At 53.2% G+C, this 265-nt stretch carries 1 tRNA gene; it reads left to right on the forward strand.

Going from position 1 to position 265, the window contains the following annotated elements:
• Positions 1-180: 180 nt before the first annotated feature.
• Positions 181-256, forward strand: a tRNA-Ala gene (locus OGY08_RS00295).
• Positions 257-265 lie beyond the last annotated feature (9 nt).

Below are 265 nucleotides of genomic sequence, written 5' to 3' on the forward strand. Positions count from 1 at the left end.
GCTTGTAGCTCAGGTGGTTAGAGCGCACCCCTGATAAGGGTGAGGTCGGTGGTTCAAGTCCACTCAGGCCTACCAAATTCTTTCTGATACCGCGTTGTGAAACGACTCGCATACTTCAGTATGCTTCACCGTTCCACGCCTTGTCTCAGCAAGAATTAAGGTGAATGAGATAACTACGATGGGGCTATAGCTCAGCTGGGAGAGCGCCTGCCTTGCACGCAGGAGGTCTGCGGTTCGATCCCGCATAGCTCCACCATCCTTACTG

Origin of the sequence: Citrobacter sp. Cpo069 (genome assembly GCF_030332785.1) — a bacterium.
Lineage (GTDB): Bacteria > Pseudomonadota > Gammaproteobacteria > Enterobacterales > Enterobacteriaceae > Citrobacter > Citrobacter portucalensis.